Genomic DNA, 18,713 nt, shown 5'->3' on the forward strand with positions numbered 1-18,713 from the left:
AAGAGCGTTTCCACCCTACGGCAGCACAAGACCAGACCGCTTACATCATGAAGTGATCGGAGCTGTCTTCGGGAGTGAGGCTGTTTTGCGCGCGGCGAATCAAGCGTGGGATCTCATCGATCAGGTAAGCCCAGAATCGGTCGTCGTTCACCGTCTGTTCAACGAGTTGAATGGGCAGGAAACGCCGCATTTCAGTGCGAAAATCCGTCTTCACCTGTGGATCGTTCACCAGCATGGCTGAGTGTTGCGCAGCTTTTTCCAGAAAGACTATTGCCGCTACCTTGTGGTCGTTGAGTTTGGTAGCAAGTAGGTCCAATGCGGGCTCGATTTTCTGCTGCTTCAACCAGAGCAGATCCCAGAGATCGCGACTCTTGATTCGCCCCTGCCTGAGCGCGAAGGCGAGGATCTTGTCGACATAGATTTCCTCGAGTGCTTCTGCGTTGAGGATCAGGCCCTGAGTACCCATGTCTACGCCATAGGGGTTGAGCAGTGTTCTGGGTCTGCTCATGTAGCTCGGGATGGCGCAGATATCGATATGAATGCGCTGGGCTGGCAGGTGTCGCGCATCCGGGCGCGTCTGTACCCTCAGCTTCCAGGTATCGACGTTGCCTGACTCCTTGCTTGGTTCGCTGACGTCTACCTGCAGGCTGTATTTCGTCTGCAGCCTTTCGATCAGGATGGCCCTCAACTGAGCGAAATCGTCTCGGTTGAAATCGGCGCCGCCGGTGAAGTCCAGATCCTCGCTCAGGCGATTGGAGCCATAGCAGGCCCGCAGGCAGGTCCCGCCGATAAAGCAGAGCTTCTCGAGCAGACCGGCTTCGCTCAGCACCAGCATGATGTCGTGATGCAGTAGTTCCTTTTCTACCACGACGCGCAGATTGGCCAGCTCGGCGTGGTTGCCGATGGCCTGGTCTACCAATTGGTCAAACAAAGTCATTGGCGATGCTCCAGTCGATCAGGTCGAGATTCCTTTTCGCCGCCTTCATATCGCGGATGGCCAGCGCAGGCTTGGCTCGCCACATCCGGCATTTGCCGTCGTAATCGAGTTGCCCCGAGAGTGCCTCGGCTTTTTGTGCGGTGTGAACGAATTCAATGGTGCCCCATGAACCACATTTGATCAGGCTGCTGCGGCCCGACGACATCAGCGTGATCCAGTTCATCGGTATTTGAGAAATGATGCCCGAGTCGCTCAGCGCCGTTTCCAGGCTTATATAGTTGAACTCATGTGCACGCAGGCGTGCCGCAGCATGAAACAGCAACAGGCCGGTTGTCGGTTTGGCGGGTCGATAAAAGTAGAGGCCTCGGCAGATACGCTCCAACTTTCCGTCTCGGGCTGCACGGCTGAGCAATGCGCGGTATGCCTCAGCGGAAATGTCCGGAACTAGGGCGCGCATATCGGAAGGCGTGAACAGGTAGCGTTCTGCATTCGCCAAGCTGCTCAGACCGTCATAGAGGCGGCGTAAGGGCTGGGCTGTTTCGCGGCGTTGGCTCATCACGATAACTCAACGGTAAGTGACAATAAGTGTAACTTGCTGTTGAGTTTTCGCAATGAGACGTCTCTGGATGAGACGACGGATACCACCACTTGGTCCGGCCAATGCCTGCGAATCCAGAGGTGTCTACGTTGCTACCGCCGATGAAGTTCTCATCGCTGGGTCGAACGCCTTGCCTCCACTTGCTGCGCAAGGACGGTTCGGCGCAGGGATGGCGTGAGGACGGTGGACAAGCAGAGCGTTGTTCACCTACGCGTTACTCGTGTTTTGAGTAGGCCTGCAGCGATTTTTCCATCACGATGGTGTGTTCCGCGCCATGGAACTCGTCGCGAATTTTCCGATAGCCCATGCTGGCGTAAAAGCCTTCTGCGGTCAGTGATGACGGCACCAGCAGCCGGGAGATACCAGCGTTCAGCGCCTCGGCATGGATCGTCTCCATTAGTTTGCGACCCACTCCGCTGCCCTGATGGCCGGGCTCGATGAAGACCGTTCTAACAACCTCGCCGTCGAGGCTGGCGGTGGCGATCAGATCGTCTTGCATCAAGGCGACGAAAACCTTGCGCTTGTTGAGCAATACAGCCACAGCTTCGGGTGTGAAGCTTTTCTCGACCTGGGCGATCACCTCAGCTGGATAGTCCTGAGCGTTCGACTCGTGTAACGCGGTGATCACTATACGGCTGATCGCCGCCGCATCCTCCTTCGTCGCAAGCCTGATCCTGCAGTCCATGCTGTTCTCGTTCTGTCGTCGGTCAACGATCCAATCGTCCTTAACGTATTTCCATTCCTTGAGCCCGGAAGGCCTTTTCCAGGTCGGGAATATCTTCACGAGCAAGTATCTGCAGGGCGTGGTGCTCTTCCTTCAACTCGAACAGCCTGAGTATCAAGGTGGCGAGTAGTGTGTCCCGGTCTTCCAGGTTTGAGTTGCCCATAGCGAAATCGACAGCTTCGTCGAAGCAGCGCTTATCTATTAATGACTCAAGATGCTCGAGTAATTCTTGCATGCTGTACCACGCTGCCTGGACTCGGATGAGCCCGAACAGGCAGAACAGTGCAAAGCCGGTCATGGCCAGCCCCAGGCCCAGCAGTAAGCCTCCTTCACCACTATCTCCCGCTAACCGCGCAGATGTTGGACGGTACGGGAGGTATTGGACGAACATCGTTTTGGGAAGTACACCTAAGCCAGCTCTGTAGCTGGTTAGGCCGCGCGCGCCGAAAACCACCTGTTCGCCGTCTGCTGTGGTGAACAGAATGTCATAGCAGTACTCATGTCCGAAGCGCGTGCCGTTGCTGCAGGTGGACTCATTGACGACCTGACCCAAGGTGATCACCCCATGCTGCCCAAACTCTCCGTTCTGGGCCACTTCATCGCTGTACAGGATCAAAAAGAAGACACCGCCTGCGGCTATGGCGACTAATGTGACGACCACCCAGAACTCCAATGTTCCTACGAGTCCTTTACTGCAGCTTGCGCGCACTGCACTGCGAATAGCGCGCCAGTACCTCAAGATCTGGTCCATCAGTCGTCCTTGCCTCCAGGCTCATCCTGTCCTTCTATAAGGCGTTTTCTACGAGCTCACCGCCTTACAACCAACTCCAGGACAGTCCGGTATACACCCCAAACCCTTCCCCGGGCGTGGAGCGCGCTACATCCGCGCCGTTGTCGTTATAGCCCGGTGTAACGGTGGCGGCATAGCGCTTGTCGGTCAGGTTGCGCAGGTCGAGCCAGGCTTGCCAGTCGTCTTTCGGCGAGGCGTAGCCGAGGGTGGCGCCGAAGGTGGCGTAGGCATCGGCGTAATAGGAGTTGGCGTAGTCCACTGCGACCCTGGAGGCGTACTGGGTGTTGAGGCCAGCGTAGAAGCCGCTCGGGTGGTCGTAGCGCAGCTCGGCCTGATAGTAGTGGCGCGGCAGGCCGGGCAGGCGGTTGTCGCCGAAGGCGTCATCGTCGCGGTAATGGAAGTCGCTGAAGGTGTAGGCCTGGCGCAGGCTCAAGGCGCCCGCCGCGCCGCCTTGCCACAGCGGGCTGGTCAGGCCGGCTTCGATGCCCTGGTGCACGGTGGGACTGGCGTTGGATTCGGCGAAGACGTTGGGCTCGATCTCGACGGTAAGCAGTTCGTGGCGCACTTGCGAGTAGTAGTAGGTCAGCTCCCACTGGCCCAGTGCGGAATCACCTCGGCCGCCGATCTCGAAGGTGGTGGCAGTCTGGTTGTCCATCGAGATCGGTGCGCGCTGGCGAGAAGCGTACGGCTGGTTGTTGGCCGGGAAGCGCAGTGGCGAACTCCAGATCATCGACCAGGCATGCGGTGGCTCCACCGAGCGGCTGATATTGCCGTACAGCTGCACCTCGGGGTTGAGCTGGTAGCGCAGGCCGATGCGCGGCGCGTAGCCCCAGGTGCTTTCGTCGAGCTTGTCGTCGGTGGCCGGCCAGGTTACCTGCACTTCGCGGCGGGTATGGATCAGCGCCAGGCCACTGGTCAGCCACAGATCGGGCGTTAGCTCCAGCTCGTTGCCGATGTGCAGCACGCTGTCCGAGCCCAGGTGCTCGTAGGCACGCATCAGGGTGCCGGCCGGGTAGGGGGTGCCGTTGACGTCAATCGGCAACGCCGCGGTTTCCTTGGATTTGCTGCTCGGCAGGCTGGTGGTGCTGCGCAGTCCAAGGGTGGTCTCGCTGTTCAGGCCGAACAAGGTGTGCCTGCGGGTGTAGTTCAGAGTGCCGCTTATATCGCTGTATTCCACGCGGATGCGATAGGCGCCGCCCCGGTAGGCGGTCTCGACGATATCCATGGGGTAGTGGTGGTAGGCCAGGCCGGCCACCAGGGTGGAGTCGTCGTCGATGCGCCAGGTGGTCTTGTTGGCCAGCCAGGTGCTGCCAGGCTGGTCGCGGTAGGCGTCGATGCGCAGGTTGTTGGCGGCTGCGGCGCGCGGGTCATGCTCGATCTGCGCCTTGGTCAGGCGGCCCGGTACTTCATGCTCGGTCTCGCGGTAGCGCAGGTAGAAACGCGTTTCCAGATTCTCGTTGAGTCGGTAGCCGAAGTTGGCGGCGAGGCCTTTGCCCTTGCCCGATGAGTGATCCTGATAGCCGTCGGTTTCGCTATCGGTCACGGCCAGGTAGTAGTCGAAATCGCCCAGCACCTGGCCGGAGGCGATGCTGCGTTTCTGGTAGCCACGGCTGCCCGCCTCATAACGCAGCTGCAGCTTGGGCGCGGTGTAGCCGGTGTGGGTGATGTAGTCGATGGCGCCGCCCAAGGCCAGCGAGCCACGCTCGAAGCCATTGGCGCCACGCAGCACCTCGGCGCGACTTATCCACAAGGGTTCCAGCAGTTCGTAGGGGGTGCCGCCGGGGCCGGTCAGTGGCAGGCCGTCGAGCATGATATGGGTGCCGGAAGCATGCGAGCCGGGGCCACGGTTGATCCCCGAGCCACGCACGCTGATCTTCACGCCCTCGTTGCCGGGCGACTGCGCGTAGACGCCCGGCTGGTAGGCCAGCACGTCGGCGATACCGGCCACACGGCCCTGCTCGACCTTGGCCATGTCCACCAGGTTGGTGGCGCCGGGCACCTGCTCCAGCGCCTCGCGCGCAGCTTCCTCTTCGCTGATCTGCACGCCGCTGACTTGCAGCGGGTCGAGCTGCACGGGCTCATCGGCGAAAGCGCTCTGGGCGCTCAGGCAGGCGAGCGCCAGCAGGGTAAGCCGGGCAGGTTGGCGGGAAAGCGGCAGGGGCGGCATGCAAGGGCTCCGTTGAGCGGGCGGCGACTCTGTCTGATGGAGGTCGCGAGGTGTGGGTCACGGTCAAGCCGCCAGCCGACGCAATCAGTGTGCTTGACCGGGGGGCGCGCCCTGATGCGGGCATCGATCAGCAGCGCCAGTGACTGTCCCCAGGCTTGACCGGCCTGCATGCTCTGGCCCATCAGATGGGCATGACGGCGATGGTGTGCTTACGGGTCTGCGAGTTGCTGCCGATTGCAGCAGGACGGGGGCGCCTTGGCAGTCTGCGCGGCAGACTGTGTACAGGACTGCGCCAGGTGGCGCAAGGCGCACGGCGCTGTGGGGAATGCTGTGCCGCCGGCAGACGAACAGTAAGCCGGCGGCTCAGGGTCAGGCGGGTGCGAAGAACCCGGTGATCGCCGTGTGCGCGCTGGCACGGGCTTCGCTCAGGGCAGGTTCGCCACGGGCAGTGCCTTCGACGCAGAAAAAATGCAGGTCGCGCAGGCCCACGGTTGCCAGCGCGGCCTGCAGATAGGGACGCAGAAAGTCCGGTTGGCGCGCGTGCTCGCCGCTGATCAGGCCGCCCGAGGCGATCGCCACGTACACCGGGCGGTCGCGCAGCAGGCCGACCTTGCCTTGCGGTGTGCCGTTGAAGGTCACGTGAATGCGCACGATGTGGTCGATCCAGGCCTTGAGCGCAGACGGTACCGTGTAGTTGTGCATCGGCGTGGCGATCAGCAGCATGTCGGCGTCGTCGAGCTGGCGGATCAGCTCGGCGGAACGCTGCAGCGTGCTCCCCGCTTCGGCCTGCACCGCACCGGGCGCCGAGGCGAGTGCCACCGCGTAGGCGCTGTCGGCATGCGGCAGGTCGTTGAGGTCGATATCCTGCACCGCGAGCGAATGGCGGGCGGCCAGGCCGTCAAGCACCTGCTGCGACAGGCGCAGGCTTTCCGAATCGGCGCCGCGTGAGCTGGCGATGAGGCGAAGGATGCGAAGGGGAGTGCTCATGCTGACGTTCCTCGCTGAAGCTGGCCTCAGGCCAGGTTGGCCTTTTCCAGCCCGTACAGCTTGTCGGCGGAGCCGGGCACGTTGCGGAAGGCCACGCTGAGGCGGTTCCAGCCGTTGATGGCGACCACCAGGAACGACAGGTCGGCCAGCTCCTGCTCGGAGAACTGCTCGAGCACGCTGGCGTAGATGGCGTCCGATACGCCGTGCGGCGACAGCTGGGTCAGGGCCTCGGTCCACTCCAGGGCGGCGCGCTCACGGGCCGAGAACAGCGGCGACTCGCGCCACACAGCGACGTGGTGCAGACGCAGTTCGCGTTCGCCGTGGATCTTGGCTTCCTTGACGTGCATGTCCACGCAGAAGGCGCAGCCGTTGAGTTGCGAGGCACGCAGGGTGACCAGGTGAGCCAGTTCGGTGAGGAACGGCGTCTTGTTCAGCAGGGTGGAGAATTCCGCGTACTTGCTGGCGGTCTTGGGAGAAAGTTTGAAGTAGTCGAGACGCTGGCTCATGGTTTTCATCCGTATCCGAGTTGAGAAGAAACCGATGCCTCTCTGCTGTCGGCAGAACTACCCTGGCCCGGTGGAGATGAATGTACGCACCAGTGGCTTAACCACATAGATCCATTATTAGCGTTTTCGACTGGTCCACTTTGCGTGAATATGCCAGTCGTCATTCGGCCAAGGCGATACTCGGATGAGGATGGCTTGCGGCCTCGGCGCCGCAAGCCTGGATGAAAGCCCTACTCAGGCCGGCTGGTAGTTCAGCGGCCGCTTCGACGTTTCCGGCAGCGCCAGGCCGCCGGCGAGGGCAATCAGGGCGATGACGATCAGGTAGTAGGCCGGTGACATGCGGTCGCCGGTCTGCTCGATCAGCCAGGTGGCGACCAGCGGCGCGGTGCCGCCAAAGATGGTGTAGGCCAGGTTGTAGGTGAAGGCCGAGGCGGTGTAGCGCACCCGGGTCGGGAACTGTTCGGAGAGCAGCACGGCGGTGACCACGCCGCAGATCACTGCGCCGACGGCGAGCAGCATGGCGCCCAGCGCCGAGGGAAGCAGCGCGCCGGAGGTGGCGAGGGTAAAGGCCGGGTACACCGCGACGATCAGTGCCACCCCGGCGGTGAGAATGGTGCGGCGGCGGCCGACGCGATCCGAATAGCGCCCGACCAAGGGGCACAGCAGCGCGGCGAAGGTCAGCGCCACCAGGCTCGCCAGCAGCGCGGTCGGCCGCGTGGCACCGCCGACCACCTGCATGTAGGTGGTGAGATAGGTGGTGAACATATAGAACGACAGCGCCGTGGCGGAGATGAACGCGCCCAGGCAGGCGATGGTCGCGCCGTGCTCGCGCAGGGTTTCGATCAGCGGCGAATGCTCTGGTGCGGGTTCGGCGGCCATCGCCTTGAAGGCCGGTGACTCGTCCAAACGCAGGCGCATGTACAGGCCCACCAGGCCCAGCGGCGCGGCGATCAGAAACGGCAGGCGCCAGCCCCAGGCCTGCATCTGCTCGCTGCTGATCAACTGGTCGAGGCCGAACACCAGGCCGGCTGCCGAGGCGAAGGCGAGGAAGGTCGACACCGGCACGAAGCTGCCATAACGGGCCTTCTGTTCGGTGGGCGCATGCTCCATGACGAAGGCGCAGGCGCCGGCGTACTCGCCACCGGCGGAGAACCCTTGCAGGCAGCGCGCCAGCGCCAGCAGCAGCGGGGCAAGCAGGCCGATGCTGGCGTAGGTCGGCAGCAGGCCGATCAGCGTGGTGGCGCCGGCCATCAACAGCACGGTGATCGACAGCACGCGCTTGCGCCCGATGCGGTCGCCGAGAATGCCGAAGACGATGCCGCCCAGCGGGCGCAGGGCGAACGACACGGCGAATACCGCGAAGGTCTGCAGCAGCGCCAGGGTCGGATTGCCCGGCGGGAAGAACAGCGAGGCGATGGTCACGGCGAGAAAGCCGTAGACGGCGAAGTCGAACCACTCGACGAAGTTGCCGATGGCCGATGCGGCGATCACCTTGTGCAGTGTGGCCGGGCTGACCTGCTGGCCTGTATGGATGGCATTCATGCGGCGCTCCTGATCCCTGATTCAAACGGTTTCAGGCAGGTTACGGAGCGATGGCGCGCCTGAGGGCTTTGCAGACGACGGTGGCGTTGCCGTGAGCGACGCGTCTACAGCCTCAGCGCGCCAATGGCAGTGCGATGCCGATCAACACGAAGAGCACCCCGCAACTGCGATTGAAGGCACGGCCGCCGCGCTGCAGCCAGGGCCGTACGCGAAAGGCCAGCAGCGCCAGCAGCAGTTCGACGAGGAATTCGACCACGGCAAAGGTCGCTGCCATCACCACGAACTGTACGGCCAGGCCGCGCTGCGGATCGACGAACTGCGGCAGGAACGCGCCGTAGAACAGGATCACCTTGGGGTTCGACAGCGCCGACAGCAGGCCCTGGCGAAACAACCGGCTGGCGCTGGGGCGGGCGCCGCTATCAGCCAGCTTCAGATTCATCGGCGGCGAGCGCCACAACTGCACCCCCAGCCAGATCAGGTAGGCGCCGCCGATCCACTTCAGCGCCAGCAGTGCGTTGGGCGCGGTCTTGAGCAGGGCACTGAGGCCGAACATGGCCAGGGCGATCAAGGTACTGAAGCCGACCACCCCGCCAAGGATGGTCGCCAGCGCCATGCGTGCGCCGTACAGCCCGCCGTGGGTCAGCGCCAGCAGGCTGTTGGGGCCGGGCGTCAGGGCCAGGCCGAGGGTGGCGACGAAGTAGACGAGCCAGAGTTCGAGGGCCATGCGGGTCTCCTGTGAATGCGCGGCCAGTCTAGTCAGCGCTTGCGGCGACAATGAGGTAGATTCTGGTCATCTAGCGGTGATTACTGGACAAGTCATGGCCGAAAGTCCCGATCTGCGTTTTCTCCTGTTGCCACTGCCGGAGTTCGCCCTGCTGCCCTTCGGTGGTTTTCTCGACAAGTTACGCTTCAGCGCCGATGACGAGGACTACAGCCGCCAGCGCTACTGCGCCTGGACGATTCTTGGCCTGCAACCCGGGCATGCTCCATCCAGCAGCGGTGCGGCGCTGCGTATCGAGGCCACGCCGGAGCAGATCGATCTGGCCGACTTCGACTACCTGGTGTTGTTCGGCGGGCGCAACGCGCAGGCCACCGCTGCGCTGGCGCCGGCCTACCAGCTGCTGTTACGTCGCGCCGCGCGCGCCGGGGTGAAACTGGTGGCAATCGACAACGCCAGCTTTCTGCTCGCCGCCTGCGGCCTGCTCGATGGTCATCGGGTGGCGGTGCATTGGCGGCACGAGGCGGAATTTCGCGCCAGTTTTCCGCATCTGCGCCTGGCCCGCGAGCGCCTCTATTGCCTCGATGGCGCGCGGATTTCCTGCGCCGGGGGCACGGCGGCCATCGACCTGGCGGTGGAACTGCTGGCCCAGGGCAGTGGCCGGGCGCGGGCGCTCAAGGGCCTGGCCGATATGCTGGTGGACGAAACGCGTAGCGGCCAGCACGCGCTGCGTTCGCTGCACACGACATCGAGCGGCGAGCGCCATGTCGACCGCGCCATCGCCCTGATGCGCCATGGCCTGGCCAGTGCCGACGGCATCGAGCAACTGGCGGCCAGTGTCGGCATCAGCCGGCGTCAGCTCGATCGCCTGTTCCAGGCCAGCCAGGGCATGAGCGCACGTGAATACTGGAACGAACTGCGCCTGCAGCACGTACGCTGGCGCCTGCTCAACTCCAGCCACAGCCTGGCGCAGCTTGCCGACGAGATTGGTGTCAGCGATGCCAGTCATCTGGGCAAGCTGTTCCGTCAGCGCTTCGGTACCACGCCTGGGGCAATGCGCCGCCAAGCCAAACCCACGGCGTAGGAGCGGCTTCAGCCGCGAAGCTGTGACAGCAGCGGCATCCACACCGAGGCCAGTAGCAACAGGGCCATACAGCGGTTGAACAGTCGCAACCTCGCCGGATCCCGCAGCAGGCGTGCGCTGCCAATGCCAAGCAGGCCCCAGGCCAGCAGACAGGGCGTGGAGACGAGCAGAAACAGTGTCGCGTAGCTCGCCACGGCGGCGAACGAGGCCTGGCCATCGAGGAAGATCGCCGTGACCGACACGGTCATCAGCCAGGTCTTGGGGTTGATCAGTTGCAGACCGGCGCCCTGGACGAAGCCCTGGCGTTGATCGACGCTGCGCTCGTCCAGGCCGGCAGCTTCGGCGCGCATCAGTTTGCAGGCCATCCAGCTGATCCAGGCGGCGCCAGTCCAGCTCATTGCTGTCTGCAGCAGGGGCGCGCGGGCCAGTAGTTCGCCCAGGCCCAGGCCGACCACCAGCAGCATCAGGCTGGCGCTCAGACTGGCGCCGACCGCGATGGCCAGGGCAATGGACAGGCCGAAGCGGGCGGCGCTGCCGAGTATCAGCAGGTTGGTCGGGCCAGGCGTGATCGAGGCCGCCGAGGCGAACAGGATGAAGGGCAGCCACTGGTTCATGGCCGGGCTCGGGTGGCGGTGAATGGCATGGGGAATCGCTCCATGGAATATGGCGCGATTGTCCGGCCGCCGGATTCAGCGGTCTTGAAGCTTTGTGCAGAGGTTGCGGTAGGCGCCTGGGCTCAGACCATTGGCGCGGCGGAACCAACGCCCCAGGTGGCTCTGATCGGCAAAACCCAGATCACTGGCTACATCCGCCGGGGCCGTGCCGAGGGCCAGCAGACGCCGTGCGCGCACCAGGCGCAGCTGGATCAGGTAGCCATGCGGTGCGATGCCGAAGGCCGCCTTGAACGCACGGCTGAGGCGAAAGCGATCCACACCGCAGACTCGCGCCAGCTCGTCGAGGCCGATGTTCTGGTGAAACTGCGCATGCAGGTACTCGCGGGCGCGCAGGGCAACGGAAGGGATGTGCGGGTTGCCCGGCGGGCGCTGGCGCCAGTGCAGGCTGCGCGAGATGCGCTCCAGCAGCGCATCCAGCGCGGCGTCGCGCACCATGCGCGGCTCACCGTCGTGTAATGCCTGCAGGGCGTTGGCGATGCACGGCAGCAGGCCGGGGTCGTCCGGCTGGGTGCGCGGCACGCCGGGCAGGCAGTCGCTGGGCGTCTGTTCGAACAGCGCCGGCAGCGCGCGCTGCAGCCACGCTGGCTCGAGGTAGAGCGTGGAGTAGGTGAAGCCACCCGGCGACGGCGCATGGCCGTCGTGAATGTCGCCGGGTTCGAGGAAGAAGGTCTGCCCGGCAACGCTGCTGAACAGCGCACGGCGGCAGTGGAACTGCTGCACACCCTGTTCGGTGAAGCCGATCAGGTAGCTGTCGTGCCAGTGCGGGTCGTAGGCGTGGCCCTCGAAATGCGCACGGATCACCTCGATGCCGGTATCGGCATCCTGCTTGAGGTCGACCCATGACTGCGCGTTCATCGCCTGTTGCCTATCGCTGCTGTGGACCGATGAGCTTAGCGCGTTCGGCGCGCAGGCCTAGAAGGTTTGTGCAGCAGATGAAAAGCTCGCGGACAAGTCCGCTCCCACAACTCCAGCGGCGTTCTGTGGGAGCGGACTTGTCCGCGAAGCTTTTCTCCAACAGGCCCCTACAACTCGGGATACCAGCGCGGGGTATACACCCACTCGCCGCCATTGGCTCGCGGGAAGCGACGGGTCTGGCTGGAACCGATGATCACCAGGGTGCGCATGTCGACCATCTCCGGCGTCAGCTCGCCCAAGGTGAGGCTACGCAGTGCTTCGGCAGGACGGCCGATATCGCGGCCGAGCACCACCAGCGTTTCCGGCGTGCGGTGCTGGCGCAGCAAGTCGAGCGCGCGGCCGAGCTGCCAGGGGCGGGATTTGGAGATCGGGTTGTAGAAGGCCATGGCCAGGTCGGCCAGGGCAGCGTGCTCCAGGCGTTTCTCGATCACCGCCCAGGGCTTGAGGTTGTCTGATAGCGAGATCAGGCAGAAGTCATGACCCAGCGGCGCGCCGGCCTTGGCAGCCGTGGCCAGGGCAGCGGAAACGCCCGGTAGTACTTCCAGTTCGACGTCTTGCCAGGCCTCGCTTTGCGGGCTTTCCAGTGCTTCCATCACGGCGGCGGCCATGGCGAACACACCGGGGTCGCCCGAGGAGATCATCACCACGCGGCGGCCGCTGGCGGCCAGCTCGAAGGCGTGGGCGGCGCGCTGCAGCTCCTCGCGGTTATCGCTGGGGTGCAGGCATTGATCGGCACGCAGCGGGCCGGCCATCTTCACGTAGGTGTCGTAGCCAAGCAGGTCTTCGGCTTCGTCGAGGGCGCGGCGCACAGCGGGGGTCATATGTTCGGCGGCCCCAGGACCAAGGCCGACCACGCTAAGGCGCCCACGGCGCTGGCCGAGGCGCTCGATATCCAGCGGTCGCTCGCCCAACAGCAGGCGCAGGCCGTCGCCAATATGGTGCTCGGGCGGCAGTTCGCTGGTGTTGTGGATAAAGCGCAGCGGCAGGTTCAGTGTCTGCGCTGCCGCGTGCAAGTCAGCGTTGGCCATCAAGCTTTTATCCGCGATCAGGCACGCCAGCGCCTGCGGCGCCAGGTTGGCGGCGCTGAGTGCCTGCTGCAGGCGCGCCGGCAGGTCGGCGCCGGGGCGTTCGATCAGCGCGGCGGCGCAGCGCGGGTGGATCAGCAACTCGTCCGGTTGCGCCGGACGCGCCTGCGCGGTGACGTGGATGACCCGGCGGGCGGTTTTATCCACAGGCAGTTGCGCCGTCTCGAGCCAGGGTGCCTGGCCTTCGATGCGTACCGTTTCGCCACCGAGCAGGTCGCTGACGAAGCGCTTGCCTTGCTGCAGGTCGGCCAGCGCGTAGCCGGCCGGCGGCTCCAGCAGGCAGGTGCCGAAGCGCAACTCGCCGCTGGTGGTGATGGCTGGCGTGACGTCCAGGTGCGCGGCGATCTCGCGGGCCAGGCGGTTGACCCCAGCCAGGCCACCGAGCAGCGGCACCACGGCGCTACCGTCTTCGGCCAGGGCCAGCACCGCCGGCTCGGCGCCCTTTTCCGCCAGCAACGCGGCGAGACTGCGAATGACGATGCCGGCAGCGCACAGCACCACGAGCGGCTGGCCGGCGCGATACAGCGCGCGCAGGTGCTCGCCGAAGTCATCGTAGTGGCGCTCGGCGCCATCGGCGCGGCCGCGCAGGCCATGGATCACGGCCTGTGGATAAAGCGCCTGGAGGCGTTGTGCAGTGGCCAGCGCGCTGGCGCCGAGGATGACGATGTTCATACGGTAAATCCTGTAGCCCGGATGCAATCCGGGGAATGGGTTTCCCGGATTGCATCCGGGCTACGGTCTTGAGACGGGTAGGGCGGGTGCAACCCGCCAGCTCGCTGTTGGCGGGTTGCACCCGCCCTACGGGATTACCCCCGCCATTTCTGTCCTGGCACCAAAATCATGGAAAAGTACGGCGACTCCATCGGCTCCACCTCGTCCAGCGCGACGATCTTCTGGCTGGCCATGGTGGCGCGTTCGACGTAGTGGGCGCGGTCGTCCAGGCCGAGCTTGCGCAGCACGCGGCGCACCTTGTCGAAGTTGCGGCCGAGCTTCATCACCACGGCCGCTTCGGCGTCGCGCAGGCGTTGTTCCAGCTCGTCTTCCGGCAGCACGCCGGAGAGCACGCTCAAGCTCTGGTTGCGGTACACCAGCGGCGTGCCGAGCACCGAGGCGCAGCCGAGCATCGAGCACACGCCGGGCACCACTTCTACCTCGTAGCGATCGGCCAGGCGGTCGTGCAGGTACATGTAGGAGCCGTAGAAAAACGGGTCGCCCTCGCAGATCACCGCCACGTCCTGGCCGGCGTCCAGCAGCCGGGCGATCTGCTCAGCGCAGGTGTCGTAGAAGTCGGCGATCACATCTTCGTAGGACAGCGGCGGGGCGAGCTTTTCGGTGGTCACCGGGTAGACCAGTGGCAGGCGCTGCTGGGTGTCGTCCAGGTGCGCTTCGATGATGCCGAAGGCATTACCGCCGTGGCCGGCGTTGTGCTTGGCCTTGGCCACGAAATAGGCCACCACCGGTGCGCCTTTGAGCAGGCGCAGGGCCTTGAGGGTGAGCAGCTCGGGGTCGCCAGGGCCGACGCCGAGGCCGAGCAGACGGCCAGCCATCACTCCACCTCCGAGGCGAGGGCGTTGACCGCCGCCACCGCCATGGCGCTGCCGCCACGGCGGCCACGGACGATCACGTAGGGCACGCCACGGCTGTCTGCGGCCAGGGCGTCCTTGGATTCCGCCGCGCCGATGAAGCCCACCGGCATACCGATGATCAGCGCCGGCTTCGGTGCACCGGCGTCGAGCATTTCCAGCAGATAGAACAGCGCGGTGGGCGCGTTGCCGATCACCACCACGCTGCCTTCCAGGTGTTCGCGCCAATGCTCCAGGGCTACCGCCGAGCGGGTGTTGCCGACTTCGCGGGCCAGCTCCGGTACGCCGGCGTCATGCAGGGTGCAGATCACCGGATTGTTGGCCGGCAGGCGCGGGCGGGTGATGCCCTCGGCGACCATGCGCGCGTCACAGAGGATCGGTGCACCAGCCAGCAGCGCGGCGCGGCCAGCGGCGCCGGCACCGGGGGAGAAGCGCAGATCCTCGACCACGTCGACCATGCCGCAGGCGTGGATTACCCGCACGGCGAGTTTTTCCAGGTCGGCGGGGATGCCATCGAGGTTGGCCTCGGCGCGGATGGTGGCGAAGGAGCGGCGGTAGATTTCCTGACCGTCGCGGATGTAATCAAGCATCGGGGGTTCCTGCGGGTGTTGGCGGGCGAACCAGGCGCCGGCCTCGTCGATGGTCATGTCTGGTGCCAGCAGGCGGCCGAAACCTGGCGCCTCGGGCGTGCGTTGATAGAGCTGGTAATGTTCGGGCGTGCTGGCCAGCAGCGTGTAGGGCTGCACGCGAGCGCTGGCGCAACTGCGCGAGCAGGCGCTGAGGTGTACCTGCGGACGAGCGCCGTTTTCGCGCAGTCGCTCGGCCAGCTGCAGGGCGTGCTGCTTGCTGTCGGCCAAACCGCGGGCGCAGGCCGCCGAGCCGGTGCAGGCGACCAGGCCGAGCAGCGGCTCGTCGGTCTGGGTGAGCAGCCCCAGTTCGGCCAGCGCGGACAGCAACTCGCCGGCCTTCGCTTCGGGTACGTTGCCCAGCAACAGACCCTGCCAGGGTGTCAGGCGCAACTCGCTGTCGCCGTGGCGCTCGCTCAGTTCTGCAATGGCGAGGAGTTGGTCGGCGTGCAGGCGACCCAACTGAGCACCGGCCGCCACCATGCGCAGGCCGCTCTGCGCCTGTGGATAAATTCCTGCCGGAGCCCGTCCAACGCCAGCGCTCGGCTGCCAACGGGCCGGCACCGGTTGCAAGGGGAAATCCAGTCGAGTCTGCAGGCGTTGCAGCAGGTCGGCCACCGGGATATGCGTCAGCAGCTGACGCATGCGCGTTTGCTCCGGGGTGGCAAGTTCGAGGAACAGCAGCAAGAGCTGGCGCACCAGTTCGACCGCCTGCGTCACCTCGACTCGCGCCGGTGGCGCGTCGCTGGGACAGCCGGCCAGGCCCAGCAGTATGTGGGTTTCGTCCTCGGCGGCCAGCCACAGGTCATGGGGATGTTCACGCATGGCCAGGGCTTCGCCACCGTCCAGTTGCAGGGCGAACTTGGGCGACAGCGCATGCAGCGCCGGGGTGTCCTGCAGCAGGTCGAGCAACTGGCTGGCCAGCGGGCGTACGTCCATCCGCATGTGCGGATCGAGGCCGGCGGCAGGGCTGAGCAGCAGGTTGCGTACATCGTCGGCGGCGGCCACGCGCGGTCCGAGGCCAGCGCCGAGCAGAGCGTCGATCAGCGTGCTCTCCTGGCCGGGCAAGACGCCACGAATCTGCAGGTTGCTGCGGTTGGTCAGCTCCAGCACGCCACTGGCATGCTGCAACGCCGCCTCGGCAATCGCCCGCGCCTGGGCACTGCGCAGCACGCCGCCGGGCAGCTTGATGCGGCAGATGCCGCCATCCAGCGCAGGGACGATACGCAGCAGGCCGGGGCATGCAGAAGGGCGAACGGGCGCGAGCAAGGGATCACCTGTGGATAACGACGCGGCGACCGAACCAGCGAAATTCGCCCATAGGGAATTTCATGGCATCGGTACACCCCGCCCGATGTTGGCACTCGCGACCAGCGTTCGTCGGCAGGTCTCCTGGCTGACAGGTCATGATCCGCTGCGCCTTCCCGGTTAACAGGCCGTTGAAAAACTACCTACGTTGGCAATACGGCGTTAAAAACGGCCTCAAAATGCTCATTTACAACACGTAAATTGCGCTTTTTCGGCCGTTTTGCCTTGTCTTGCCTACCTCGCCTACGTTTTTCAACGGCCTTTCACCCAGTGGCCGATTGCATTGGACTCGCTGTTTACAGTTGCGGGGGCAGCTCGGTCGCGATCAGAGATCGCTCCGGATTCCCTCTTAGGCCCGTTTTTTAAGGGGCACCGACGAAGGCTGTATTATGCCCGCTTTGCCCGGCGTCGCGACACGCGCCCTGTCGGCTACTTGCGAGGAAGGTGGATGAAACCCTGGTTGACCCTGGTTGGCATCGGCGAAGACGGCTATCCCGGTTTGGGCAAGGCCGCGCGCCGCGCCCTGCTGACGGCCACGCGCATCGTCGGTGCGCCGCGGCAACTGGCCTTGCTGCCGCCGTGCATCGGCGGCGAACGGGAGACCTGGCCCAGCCCCTTCGATCTTGGGCCGCTGCTGGCGAAGCGCGGCGAGGCGGTGTGCGTGCTGGCCAGCGGCGACCCGATGTTCTACGGCGTCGGCGCCAGCCTGGCGCGCCAGGTGCCTGCCGATGAGTTGCAGGTATTGCCGGCACCGTCTTCGGTGTCGCTCGCTGTGGCGCGCCTGGGCTGGCCGTTGCAGGAGGTTGAGGTGATCTCCTTGGTCGGCCGGCCGCTGGCCACGCTCAACGCCCGGTTGTATCCCTGTACGCGTCTGTTGGTGCTGAGCGCCGATGGCGACACGCCTGCTCAGGTCGCCGAAGCCCTGCGTGCGCGCGGTTTCGGCGCCAGTCGCCTGACCCTGCTGGAGCATCTGGGCGGCCCTGACGAGCGCCGCATCGAGGGCCTGGCCGCAAGCTGGAACTTGCCGCGTAGCGCCGACCTCAACCTGCTGGCCGTGGAGTGCCTGGCCGACGCCGGGGCGCAACTGCTGCCGCCGACCTGCGGTCTGCCGGACGACGCCTACCGCCACGATGGGCAACTGACCAAGCGCGACGTTCGCGCCGTGACCCTGGCGCGTCTGGCGCCACTGCCTGGCGAGCTGCTGTGGGATGTCGGCGCCGGTTGTGGCTCCATCGGCATCGAATGGATGCGCGCGCACCCGGCCTGCCGAGCCATCGCCATTGAGGCCAACAAAGGGCGTCAGGATCATATCCGTCACAACCGCGATGCCCTTGGCGTCCCCGGCCTGCAACTGGTGGCCGGGCATGCGCCCGAGGCGCTGGATGCGCTGCCGGCTCCGGATGCGATCTTTATCGGCGGCGGCGTCACCGTGCCCGGCGTGCTGGATGATTGCTGGGCCGCGCTCAAGGCAGGCGGGCGACTGCTGGCCAACGCCGTGACGATTCAGAGCGAGGCGGCGCTGGTGGCCTTCCGTGAACAGCATGGCGGCGAGCTGCTGCGTCTGACAATGGCCCAGGCGCAGCCCTTGGGCGGCTTCGATACCTGGCGCGCGGCGCTGCCGATCACTCTGCTGGCGGTACGCAAACCGTGAGTGCGCGCATCCTGCTGCTCGGCGGCACCACCGAGGCGCTGCGCCTGGCCCGTCGCTTGGGGCCGGAGGCGATCTACAGCCTGGCCGGCCTTGGCCGCGTGCCGGAGGATCTGGCCTGCCGCGTGCGTGTCGGCGGTTTCGGCGGCGCCGAGGGCCTGGCCGCCTTTATCGCTGGCGAAGGCATCGAGCTGCTGCTGGATCTGACTCACCCCTACGCGGCGCAGATCAGCCATAACGCGGCCCGTGCTGCCGAGATCGCCGGCGTGCCGTGTTGGGCGCTGCGTCGTCCGGGCTGGCAGGCCGGCCCGGATGATGACTGGCGCGAAGTGGAGGGCTGGGATGAACTGACCCGCGCCCTGGCGCCCTTCGAACGGCCGTTCTTCACCTCGGGGCGCGAGCCGCTGGCGCATCTGCACGAGATTCCCGCGCATCAGCACTGGACGGTGCGCTGTCTGCAGACCGAGCCGGCACCGCCGCGTGCCGAGGTGATCGGTGCGCGTGGGCCGTTCGCCCTGGACCAGGAGCGCGCGCTGTTCGCCCGTATCCGCTGCGACGTGCTGGTGAGCAAGAACAGCGGCAGCGCCTCCACCGAGCCGAAGTTGCAGGTGGCGCGGGAGCTTGGATTGCCGGTGCTGCTGCTGCGTCGTCCGTCTTTGCCAGCGGTGAAGCGGGAGTTCGCCGAGCCGGACGCCTTGTGGGAGGCGCTTCAGCGGCGAATGGATGGCTGCCGTCGCGGCTGAAGCCCCTCCCACAATGGTTACATCCGCCCTACGCTTGCTGTTGCGCTGCTAGACTGCCGGCCCGTTCTGGAGACCGTC

Annotated in this window: 17 protein-coding genes, 1 pseudogene and 1 riboswitch; of the genes and pseudogenes, 3 read left to right on the forward strand and 15 right to left on the reverse strand. The window is 65.4% G+C overall.

The window, feature by feature from the left end; translation table 11 throughout:
- Positions 1-40: 40 nt before the first annotated feature.
- The 9 genes from P3C50_RS13005 to P3C50_RS13045 all read right to left on the reverse strand — a co-directional run bounded on the left by P3C50_RS13005 (position 41) and on the right by P3C50_RS13045 (position 8,975).
- Entirely contained in the window at positions 41-937 is an 897-nt protein-coding gene (locus P3C50_RS13005; protein ID WP_275546316.1) for a nucleotidyl transferase AbiEii/AbiGii toxin family protein, read from the reverse strand.
- Positions 924-1,493 (reverse strand): type IV toxin-antitoxin system AbiEi family antitoxin, encoded by a 570-nt coding sequence (locus P3C50_RS13010; RefSeq protein ID WP_275546317.1) that lies wholly within the window; start codon positions 1,491-1,493, stop codon positions 924-926. Before P3C50_RS13010 ends, P3C50_RS13005 begins: the two co-directional genes overlap by 14 nt.
- A gap of 256 nt (positions 1,494-1,749) precedes the next feature.
- Positions 1,750-2,220 (reverse strand): GNAT family N-acetyltransferase, encoded by a 471-nt coding sequence (locus P3C50_RS13015; protein WP_275546318.1) that lies wholly within the window; start codon positions 2,218-2,220, stop codon positions 1,750-1,752.
- Between the two features lie 40 nt (positions 2,221-2,260).
- Positions 2,261-3,010: a hypothetical protein gene (locus tag P3C50_RS13020; RefSeq protein ID WP_275546319.1), complete on the reverse strand. Its 750-nt coding sequence runs from the start codon at positions 3,008-3,010 to the stop codon at positions 2,261-2,263.
- 64 nt (positions 3,011-3,074) lie between these two features.
- Positions 3,075-5,216 carry a TonB-dependent receptor domain-containing protein gene (locus P3C50_RS13025; protein WP_275546320.1) on the reverse strand — a complete coding sequence of 714 codons (2,142 nt, stop codon included), beginning with the start codon at positions 5,214-5,216 and terminating at the stop codon, positions 3,075-3,077.
- Between the two features lie 369 nt (positions 5,217-5,585).
- Positions 5,586-6,203, reverse strand: a complete 618-nt coding sequence (locus P3C50_RS13030; RefSeq protein ID WP_275546321.1) for an FMN-dependent NADH-azoreductase — start codon at positions 6,201-6,203, stop codon at positions 5,586-5,588.
- A 26-nt stretch (positions 6,204-6,229) separates the two neighbouring features.
- Positions 6,230-6,709 carry a carboxymuconolactone decarboxylase family protein gene (locus P3C50_RS13035; protein ID WP_197858670.1) on the reverse strand — a complete coding sequence of 160 codons (480 nt, stop codon included), beginning with the start codon at positions 6,707-6,709 and terminating at the stop codon, positions 6,230-6,232.
- Between the two features lie 234 nt (positions 6,710-6,943).
- Positions 6,944-8,251, reverse strand: coding sequence for an MFS transporter (locus tag P3C50_RS13040; RefSeq protein WP_275546322.1), 1,308 nt, complete (start codon positions 8,249-8,251; stop codon positions 6,944-6,946).
- A gap of 112 nt (positions 8,252-8,363) precedes the next feature.
- A complete protein-coding gene (locus tag P3C50_RS13045) occupies positions 8,364-8,975 on the reverse strand; it encodes a LysE family translocator (RefSeq protein WP_275546323.1) in 612 nt (203 codons plus the stop codon).
- Positions 8,976-9,069: 94 nt separating this feature from the next.
- Here P3C50_RS13045 and P3C50_RS13050 point away from each other — a divergent pair, with 94 nt between their 5' ends.
- Positions 9,070-10,053 (forward strand): GlxA family transcriptional regulator, encoded by a 984-nt coding sequence (locus P3C50_RS13050; RefSeq protein ID WP_275546324.1) that lies wholly within the window; start codon positions 9,070-9,072, stop codon positions 10,051-10,053.
- 8 nt (positions 10,054-10,061) lie between these two features.
- On the opposite strand, the gene P3C50_RS13055 is transcribed toward P3C50_RS13050, so the two are convergent.
- The 6 genes and pseudogenes from P3C50_RS13055 to cobG form a co-directional block, all read right to left on the reverse strand.
- The gene (locus P3C50_RS13055; protein WP_275546325.1) at positions 10,062-10,667 is read right to left on the reverse strand and encodes a LysE family translocator; all 606 of its coding nucleotides are present in this window, start codon (positions 10,665-10,667) and stop codon (positions 10,062-10,064) included.
- Between the two features lie 75 nt (positions 10,668-10,742).
- Positions 10,743-11,582: an AraC family transcriptional regulator gene (locus tag P3C50_RS13060; protein WP_275546326.1), complete on the reverse strand. Its 840-nt coding sequence runs from the start codon at positions 11,580-11,582 to the stop codon at positions 10,743-10,745.
- Positions 11,583-11,749: 167 nt separating this feature from the next.
- The gene (gene cobJ, locus P3C50_RS13065; RefSeq protein ID WP_275546327.1) at positions 11,750-13,399 is read right to left on the reverse strand and encodes a precorrin-3B C(17)-methyltransferase; all 1,650 of its coding nucleotides are present in this window, start codon (positions 13,397-13,399) and stop codon (positions 11,750-11,752) included.
- Between the two features lie 134 nt (positions 13,400-13,533).
- On the reverse strand, positions 13,534-14,274 hold the full coding sequence (locus tag P3C50_RS13070; RefSeq protein ID WP_275546328.1) for a precorrin-2 C(20)-methyltransferase: 741 nt from the start codon (positions 14,272-14,274) through the stop codon (positions 13,534-13,536).
- Positions 14,274-14,900, reverse strand: coding sequence for a precorrin-8X methylmutase (locus tag P3C50_RS13075; RefSeq protein ID WP_041975515.1), 627 nt, complete (start codon positions 14,898-14,900; stop codon positions 14,274-14,276). The genes P3C50_RS13070 and P3C50_RS13075 overlap by 1 nt, the downstream gene beginning before the upstream one ends.
- Positions 14,901-15,089: 189 nt before the next feature.
- Positions 15,090-16,205: pseudogene (gene cobG / locus P3C50_RS13080) on the reverse strand (precorrin-3B synthase); the annotation flags it as partial.
- Between the two features lie 95 nt (positions 16,206-16,300).
- Positions 16,301-16,636: riboswitch (cobalamin riboswitch) on the reverse strand.
- A 56-nt stretch (positions 16,637-16,692) separates the two neighbouring features.
- On the opposite strand from cobG, the gene cbiE reads away from it, so the two are divergent.
- Positions 16,693-17,895, forward strand: coding sequence for a precorrin-6y C5,15-methyltransferase (decarboxylating) subunit CbiE (gene cbiE, locus P3C50_RS13085; RefSeq protein WP_275546329.1), 1,203 nt, complete (start codon positions 16,693-16,695; stop codon positions 17,893-17,895).
- A complete protein-coding gene (locus tag P3C50_RS13090; RefSeq protein WP_275546330.1) occupies positions 17,892-18,635 on the forward strand; it encodes a cobalt-precorrin-6A reductase in 744 nt (247 codons plus the stop codon). Before cbiE ends, P3C50_RS13090 begins: the two co-directional genes overlap by 4 nt.
- Positions 18,636-18,713: the final 78 nt, after the last annotated feature.

This window comes from Pseudomonas sp. Marseille-Q0931 (assembly GCF_940789645.1).
Classification (GTDB): Bacteria; Pseudomonadota; Gammaproteobacteria; order Pseudomonadales; family Pseudomonadaceae; genus Aquipseudomonas.

What these genes read in the sequence shown, in the direction of transcription:
- P3C50_RS13005 (WP_275546316.1), bottom strand. Translation starts at nt 937, where the DNA reads ATGACTTTGTTTGACCAATTGGTAGACCAGGCCATCGGCAACCACGCC.
- P3C50_RS13010 (WP_275546317.1), bottom strand. Translation starts at nt 1,493, where the DNA reads ATGAGCCAACGCCGCGAAACAGCCCAGCCCTTACGCCGCCTCTATGAC.
- P3C50_RS13015 (WP_275546318.1), bottom strand. Translation starts at nt 2,220, where the DNA reads ATGGACTGCAGGATCAGGCTTGCGACGAAGGAGGATGCGGCGGCGATC.
- P3C50_RS13020 (WP_275546319.1), bottom strand. Translation starts at nt 3,010, where the DNA reads ATGGACCAGATCTTGAGGTACTGGCGCGCTATTCGCAGTGCAGTGCGC.
- P3C50_RS13025 (WP_275546320.1), bottom strand. Translation starts at nt 5,216, where the DNA reads ATGCCGCCCCTGCCGCTTTCCCGCCAACCTGCCCGGCTTACCCTGCTG.
- P3C50_RS13030 (WP_275546321.1), bottom strand. Translation starts at nt 6,203, where the DNA reads ATGAGCACTCCCCTTCGCATCCTTCGCCTCATCGCCAGCTCACGCGGC.
- P3C50_RS13035 (WP_197858670.1), bottom strand. Translation starts at nt 6,709, where the DNA reads ATGAGCCAGCGTCTCGACTACTTCAAACTTTCTCCCAAGACCGCCAGC.
- P3C50_RS13040 (WP_275546322.1), bottom strand. Translation starts at nt 8,251, where the DNA reads ATGAATGCCATCCATACAGGCCAGCAGGTCAGCCCGGCCACACTGCAC.
- P3C50_RS13045 (WP_275546323.1), bottom strand. Translation starts at nt 8,975, where the DNA reads ATGGCCCTCGAACTCTGGCTCGTCTACTTCGTCGCCACCCTCGGCCTG.
- P3C50_RS13050 (WP_275546324.1), top strand. Translation starts at nt 9,070, where the DNA reads ATGGCCGAAAGTCCCGATCTGCGTTTTCTCCTGTTGCCACTGCCGGAG.
- P3C50_RS13055 (WP_275546325.1), bottom strand. Translation starts at nt 10,667, where the DNA reads ATGAACCAGTGGCTGCCCTTCATCCTGTTCGCCTCGGCGGCCTCGATC.
- P3C50_RS13060 (WP_275546326.1), bottom strand. Translation starts at nt 11,582, where the DNA reads ATGAACGCGCAGTCATGGGTCGACCTCAAGCAGGATGCCGATACCGGC.
- cobJ (WP_275546327.1), bottom strand. Translation starts at nt 13,399, where the DNA reads ATGAACATCGTCATCCTCGGCGCCAGCGCGCTGGCCACTGCACAACGC.
- P3C50_RS13070 (WP_275546328.1), bottom strand. Translation starts at nt 14,274, where the DNA reads ATGGCTGGCCGTCTGCTCGGCCTCGGCGTCGGCCCTGGCGACCCCGAG.
- P3C50_RS13075 (WP_041975515.1), bottom strand. Translation starts at nt 14,900, where the DNA reads ATGCTTGATTACATCCGCGACGGTCAGGAAATCTACCGCCGCTCCTTC.
- cbiE (WP_275546329.1), top strand. Translation starts at nt 16,693, where the DNA reads ATGAAACCCTGGTTGACCCTGGTTGGCATCGGCGAAGACGGCTATCCC.